The sequence below is a fragment of the Pseudomonas sp. IT-P176 genome, assembly GCF_949767245.1.
Taxonomy (GTDB): domain Bacteria; phylum Pseudomonadota; class Gammaproteobacteria; order Pseudomonadales; family Pseudomonadaceae; genus Aquipseudomonas.
Map to the genome: position 1 here is coordinate 63,967 of NZ_CATKPN010000042.1, position 6,723 is coordinate 70,689.

Below are 6,723 nucleotides of genomic sequence, written 5' to 3' on the forward strand. Positions count from 1 at the left end.
ACTTATCGACGCTTGGGAGTGAACTGAGCGACGTAAGCGTCACCCTGTTTCGGGTAATAGATTTCACCAGCGACTGCATTGCCGGCGCGTTTGTCGAACACGATGTCAATGCAGCTCACCGGCGACTTTTGCTGATCGATCGCGAACACGCGGTACAGAATCTGGTTTTCACCTTCGTAGGTGTTGGCCACCGAGGCGTAGCTCGGGCTCTGCTTTTTCTGTGCGCCGGCGAAGTCGGTGATCAATTGCATCTTCGGTGCCTGGGCCACTTTGGCGCCGTCACGCAGCACGGCAATCGGGCCTACGGCCACGGAGTGACCGTTCACCGCAGTGGCCCATGGCTTGCCATTCAGGCCAGGGAAAAACTCGGTGGTGGCGAATTCCTTCAGCGGCTTGTCGTCCGCCAGGCTCTTGACCTGACCCTCGATACGCGGCATGTCGGCAACGCAAGAACTGAGCGGGGCCGCAGCGTTGGCGGTGCCGATGATGGCGAAGGGCGAGCTTTTCGGGGTGATGCCCATGGCCAGTTGCGAGCGGGTATCGGTCACTGGGCGGCCACCGAAGTCGACACCACCCTTGCCGCTGAGCGGCACATTCGGCGAGCTGTCGGCAACCACGGGCGCTTTGAGCTCAGGTGCTGGCGCGGGTGCCTGGGCAACCGGGGCTGGGGTCTTGCTCGTGGGCTTGCTGGCCACGACCGCAGGCTTGCTCGAAGGCTTGGTAGTCGCCGGCTTGGCGGTAGTTGCAGGCGCAGTGCCATGGGCGAGGTACTTGGCGTTGCTGCGCTCATTGCGCACGCGCTCCACCAGCAACTGCTCGCTCTGCACTTCGACGAACTCGACACGGCGGTTCTCGGTGCGCCCTTGCTCGGTGGCGTTGTTGGCCAGCGGACGCGATGCACCGGCACCCTGGTAGTAAATGTTCTGACGGGGAATACCGACATCGGCAAGGATCTGGCCTACGGCGCGCGCGCGTTGTTCCGACAGCTTCTGATTGAAATCAGCCGAGCCGGTGGCGTCGGTATGCCCGACCACCAGGATTTTCTTCGTGGCCGGCGCCTTGTCCGCTTGCTTGTCCGTCAGCGCCGTTGCCAGCGACGTCAGTTGGCGACGACCGGCCGGAGTCAACTCTGCCGAGCCCACGGCAAACATCTCCGAAGACTGGACCTGGGCTTCAACCCCAACGGCTTGCAGTTTCGGCGCGGCGTTCGGGGTGGCGGCGACATTGGCGTTCAACTCGTTGACCTGCATCACCAGGCCTTCCTGCTTGGCCACGGCCTGCAGTTTCTGCACCCGGTCGCGGTACAGCAGGGCCACACCACAACCGGCACCTGCACCAGCGGTCCCGGCGACCACCATGTCCTTGCCGTCGCCTTTGGTCAGTACCACGACGGCCACTCCCACCAAGGCACCCACGGCGGCGCCCGTCATACAGGCGGTGGTCCCCGACGACTCGCCCATGTAATTGTCGATCTGCGCACAACCACTCAGGCCGACCGCTACCGCCACCGCAAGGGCCGTAGGTTTCACTCTTCCATTTACACGCATGCCAATGTCCTTTTCCCCATTCCTTTACCCGCCCATCAGACGGGAATTCTTGTCAGCCCAGCAGCTGAATGAGTGACGCCCCGCCGGCGATTGAAAATCTCCGCGGTGCTTGTTGATCGATCGCAGTGCGCGTTTTCGAAACCCTGCGCCAACAAACGACAGGCACGCAGAAGCCCGAGCCGCGTGCATAACGCAGGACTCCAGGCAAATAACAGGTGATGCAGTGACCCAGGCAAAAGCCCATGGAGGGGAATATCCGTATAAGTGCCAGGCGTTAAAGGCCGGGACGTCCGTGTTCGTAGGTGCCGCGTAGAGGCGACAAATCTAGCACACCAGGGCCGTCAGCAATTGGATCAAGGGTTAGGGGCACATGATAGTGGGAAAACGAACAATAGTGGCATTGTGATATGTTGAAAAACGACAAATCTGACTTTTGACAGACTCTCCCGGATCGCAGGAGAGAAACGCGCCGACACAAGTGCCCGGCACCCTGGCGGATGTCGGTGCAGCCAACGCGTGTATTCTGGGCCGCGTTCCGTGACCGAGAGCCTGCTCATGCTGCACAGAAACCTCATTCGACGCCTCGACCTGATCACCTTGAAGCTGTTTGTCGCCGTGTGCGAAGAAGGCACATTGACGCGTGCCGCCTCGCGGGAGTCGATTGCCGTTTCCGCGGCAAGCAAACGCCTGATGGAGCTGGAGGAGGCGCTGGGCATCGGCTTGTTCGTGCGCAACGCCAAGGGCATGGTGCTGACCGCCGCCGGTGAAACCTTGCTGCACCACGCCCGGCGCATGCTGTTTGGCCTGGAGAAAATGGGTCTTGAGCTGGAAGAGCATATCCAGGGGATGCGCGGTTACGTGCGGATGCTGGCGAATCTCTCGGCCATCATCGAGTTCCTGCCCGAGGACCTGCACGACTTCGTTGCCCATCACCAGCAGGTCAAGATCGACCTTGAGGAGCGGCCCAGCGCCGGGGTGGTGCAAGGGCTGATCGACGGCGTGGCCGATATCGGCATCTGCTCCGAGGACACCGACCTGCAGGCGCTGTTCAGCGTGCCTTACCGCTGCGACCAGTTGGTGGTGCTGATGCGCCCCGACCATCAATTGGCGAGCCGGCAATGTGTAGCGTTCAGCGACACCCTGGGCTGCGACCATATTGGCCTGCATGCCGCCAGCTCCATCAACATGCGCACCCATGTCGCGGCCAGGAGTTCGGGAGAACCGCTGCGCGTGCGAATTCATGTGCCCGGCTTCGACGCCATGTGCCGCATGGTGCAGGCTGACCTGGGGATCGGCGTGTTGCCGCGCAAGGCATTTGATCTGTTCGGCCGCGCCCTTGGGCTGGTGGCGGTAGCCTTGAGCGATGACTGGGCGCAACGCACCTTGATCCTGGTGGCCCGGGACAAGGCCGCACTGTCACCCGTCAGCCTGCTGTTGTTCGAGCATCTGCAGCGTAAGAATGGCTGACGCCGGATAGCGTTCGTTTTTCGCGAACGCCTATTGCGATCTTACGGTTGGATCTGTGCTTTGTTGCTCCTCTAGTCTTGGTCGCAAATTCCAAGAACAAAAAGAGGTAGCTGCCATGGCCGGGCCATTGCAAGGCATCCGCATCATTGAAATCGGCAGTTTGATTGCCGCCCCGTTCGCCGCCCGCCTGATGGCTGAGTTCGGTGCCGAAGTGATCAAGATCGAGTCGATCGGGCAGGGCGACCCGCTTCGTAAATGGCGAAAGCTGCACGAGGGCACCTCCCTGTGGTGGTACTTGCAGTCGCGCAACAAGAAGTCGCTGTCGCTCAACCTGAAAGCGGCAGAGGGCATCGCCATCGTCAAGCGCCTGGCAGAGAGTGCCGACGTGCTCATTGAAAACCTGCGCCCCGGCGCCCTGGAAAAACTCGGCCTGGGCTGGGATGTGCTGCATGCCTTGAACCCCAAGCTGACCCTGGTGCGCATCTCCGGTTATGGCCAGTCTGGCCCTTATCGCGATCGCCCCGGCTTCGGCGCCATCGGTGAAGCGATGGGCGGCATCCGCTACACCACCGGCGCTGTCGATTCGCCTCCGGCGCGCACCGGAGTAAGCCTGGGGGATTCCCTGGCGTCGATGCATGCGGTAATGGGCGCGCTGATGTCATTGCTGCGGGTCAAGACTGGACAGGGCGATGGCCAGGTTGTGGATGTGTCACTGGTCGAAAGCGTGTTCAACCTCATGGAAAGCCTGGTGCCCGAGTACGACATGCTCGGCCATGTCCGCGAACGCAGTGGTGGGGCGTTGCCAGGCATCGCGCCGTCCAACACCTACCCTACGGCGGACGCTGGTTATGTGGTGATTGCCGGTAACAGCGACCCGATTTTCAAGCGCCTGATGCAGGCAATCGGTCGCAGCGACCTGGGCGGCGATCCGGCACTCGCCCACAACGACGGTCGAGCCGCACAAAGCGCACTGCTGGACGCGGCGATCAGCGCCTGGTCCTCAAGCCTGCCGATCGATCAAGTGTTGCTCCACCTCGAACAGGCGCAAGTGCCGGCCGGGCGCATCTACAACGTGGCGGACATCGTCGCCGACCCCCATTACCAGGCGCGCGAGATGATTCTCGATGCCCAGTTACCCGGCGGTACGAGCGTGAAGATGCCCGGCATCGTGCCCAAGCTGTCGGCAACACCGGGGGCGGTCAACTGGCCGGGCCCGGCGCTGGGCCAGCATACCGACAGCGTGCTGCAGAGCCTGGGGCTGACGACGAGCGACATTGAGCAACTCAAGCATGCAGGGGTGGTGCAATGATCCGCGACTTTTCCGAGCGCCTGATCGTCCAGGAAGTCTCGCCGCGCGATGGCCTGCAGATCGAACCGGTGTGGGTGGAAACCACGGACAAGATCGAGTTGATCGACCAGTTGTCCCTGGCCGGCTTCAGTCGTATCGAGGTCGGCTCATTTGTCTCGCCCAAGGCGATTCCGGCTTTGCGCGATGGCTACGCGGTGTTTCGCGGAATCCAGCGCCACCCGGGCGTCATCTATGTCGCGTTGATTCCCAACTTGCAGGGGGCACAGCGGGCGATGGACGCGGGGGTCGATGAACTGAACCTGGTGCTGTCGGCCAGCCAGACCCACAACCTGGCCAACATGCGCATGCGCTGCGAGCAATCGTTGGCGGCGTTCAGCGATGTGGTGTCGCTGGCCAGTGGCACCTCGATGACCCTCAACGGTTCGGTTGCCACGGCGTTTGGATGTCCATTCGAAGGCCGGATCGCCGAAGACCGGGTGATGCACCTGCTGGATGCCTACCTGGAGCTGGGCATGCAGGGGATCACCCTGGCCGATACCACCGGCATGGCCAACCCGCGCCAGGTTCACCGGCTGGTCGATCGAGTACTGGCGCGCGTCCCGGCTACGGACCTGACCCTGCACTTTCACAATACTCGCGGGCTGGGGCTGAGCAACGTCCTGGCGGCTTACGAGGCTGGCGCCCGGCGCTTCGACGCCGCGCTCGGCGGACTCGGCGGCTGCCCGTTCGCCCCAGGAGCCTCGGGCAATATCTGTAGCGAAGACCTGGTCAACCTGTGTGAAGAAATGGGCATCGATACCGGTATCGATCTGCCCCATCTGTTGACCCTGTCGCGCCGCTTGCCCGCACTGCTTGGCCACGAATTGCCCGGGCAAGTGGCCAAGGCCGGACGCAACTGCGACCTGCACCCGCCACCGGCCAATCTACCGGGCTGATCGTCCGTACATCGTTGTCCTTGCATAGGTGCGAGCACGCGGTCCTGCGCGCTCGTCCAGATAACAACAACAATCGGGCTCCCACCGGGAAGTCCAACTGGAGTATCCCCATGTCTATTTCTGTTCTAACCCCAGACAGCAGCCTCACCGAGGTTGTCAGCGCGGAAAAGGCGCTGATCCGCAAAGTCGCCTGGCGCTTGATGCCGCTGATCATGGTCTGCTACCTGTTCGCCTTCTTCGACCGGATCAACATCAGCTTTGCCAAGTTCCAGTTGCAGGCAGACCTGAGCCTGAGCAATACCGCCTACGGCCTGGGTGCAGGCCTGTTCGTGGTCGGTTATGTGCTGTTCGAAGTACCTAGCAACATCATGCTGTACAAGGTCGGCGCCCGCCGCTGGATCGCCCGGATCATGATGTCCTGGGGCGTGGCGACGGCACTGATGGTGTTTGTCACCGCCGAGTGGCAGTTCTATGTGCTGCGTTTCCTGATCGGTGCCATGGAAGCCGGTTTTGCCCCGGGCGTGCTGTATTACCTGACCTTGTGGTTCCCGCAGACCTACCGCGGACGCATTACCTCGACCCTGTTCCTGGCCTCGGCCTTTGCCGGACTACTTGGCGCACCGATCTCCGGGCTGGTGCTGGAGCACATGGACGGCTTGCTGCAGATGCGCGGCTGGCACTGGCTGTTCCTGCTCGGCGGAGTGCCCTGCGTAGGCCTCGGCCTAGTGGTACTGCTGGTGCTCAAGGACCGCATAGCCGATGCGCATTGGCTGAGCGAGCCAGAGAAAATCTACCTCTCGGCGCGCATTGCGCAACACGAGAGCAACAAGCACGGCGGCTCGTTACTGGCTGCGATCAAAATGCCCGGCTTCCTGATGCTCGGCCTGATCTACTTCCTGATTCAGGTCGCCTCCTACGGCCTGAACTTCTGGGCCCCACAATTGATCCGCAGTACCGGCGTCGAAAGCCCGGTCACCATCGGCCTGCTGACCGCCGTGCCCTACGTATGCGGCGCCATCAGCATGGTAGTCATCGGTCGCCTGTCGGACGCCAGCGGCGAACGCCGAAAATTTGTCTGCGCACTGGTGGCCCTGGGCGCCATCGGCTTCTTCAGCGCCGGCATCTTCGCCGCCCATACCAGTCTGCTGATCCTCTCCCTGGCCCTGCTCGGCACCGGCATCATCGCCTCCATCCCAACCTTCTGGACCCTGCCTTCCAAACTCCTGGCCGGCGCCGGTGCAGGCGCAGCGGGCGGCATCGCCCTGATCAACACCCTCGGCCAGTTCGGCGGCATCGTCAGCCCGGTCATGGTCGGCAGCATCAAGGACCTGACAGGCAGTACCACACCGGCGCTCTACGTCATCGGCGTTACCAGCCTGATCGCCGCAGCGTTGTTGCTGTGGGGATTGCCGCAGAGGTTGCGTACCCTGGATAAGAGCGAAGACTAGGGGAGAAGGGTTTCATG

At 62.3% G+C, this 6,723-nt stretch carries 5 protein-coding genes; 4 read left to right on the forward strand and 1 reads right to left on the reverse strand.

Translation table 11 applies throughout. From position 1 onward, the window contains the following. Positions 1 to 2 precede the first annotated feature (2 nt). Positions 3 to 1,547 (reverse strand): OmpA family protein, encoded by a 1,545-nt coding sequence (locus tag ACM6IP_RS11715; RefSeq protein ID WP_095167416.1) that lies wholly within the window; start codon positions 1,545 to 1,547, stop codon positions 3 to 5. A gap of 555 nt (positions 1,548 to 2,102) precedes the next feature. On the opposite strand from ACM6IP_RS11715, the gene ACM6IP_RS11720 reads away from it, so the two are divergent. The 4 genes from ACM6IP_RS11720 (at position 2,103) to ACM6IP_RS11735 (ending at position 6,706) form a co-directional block, all read left to right on the forward strand. Next, positions 2,103 to 3,014, forward strand: a complete 912-nt coding sequence (locus tag ACM6IP_RS11720) for a LysR substrate-binding domain-containing protein (RefSeq protein WP_414861533.1) — start codon at positions 2,103 to 2,105, stop codon at positions 3,012 to 3,014. 115 nt (positions 3,015 to 3,129) lie between these two features. Beyond that, positions 3,130 to 4,323 (forward strand): CaiB/BaiF CoA transferase family protein, encoded by a 1,194-nt coding sequence (locus ACM6IP_RS11725; protein ID WP_095167412.1) that lies wholly within the window; start codon positions 3,130 to 3,132, stop codon positions 4,321 to 4,323. Further along, positions 4,320 to 5,258, forward strand: coding sequence for a hydroxymethylglutaryl-CoA lyase (locus ACM6IP_RS11730; RefSeq protein WP_095167410.1), 939 nt, complete (start codon positions 4,320 to 4,322; stop codon positions 5,256 to 5,258). The genes ACM6IP_RS11725 and ACM6IP_RS11730 overlap by 4 nt, the downstream gene beginning before the upstream one ends. 110 nt (positions 5,259 to 5,368) lie before the next feature. Next, positions 5,369 to 6,706 carry an MFS transporter gene (locus tag ACM6IP_RS11735; RefSeq protein ID WP_095167408.1) on the forward strand — a complete coding sequence of 446 codons (1,338 nt, stop codon included), beginning with the start codon at positions 5,369 to 5,371 and terminating at the stop codon, positions 6,704 to 6,706. Positions 6,707 to 6,723: the final 17 nt, after the last annotated feature.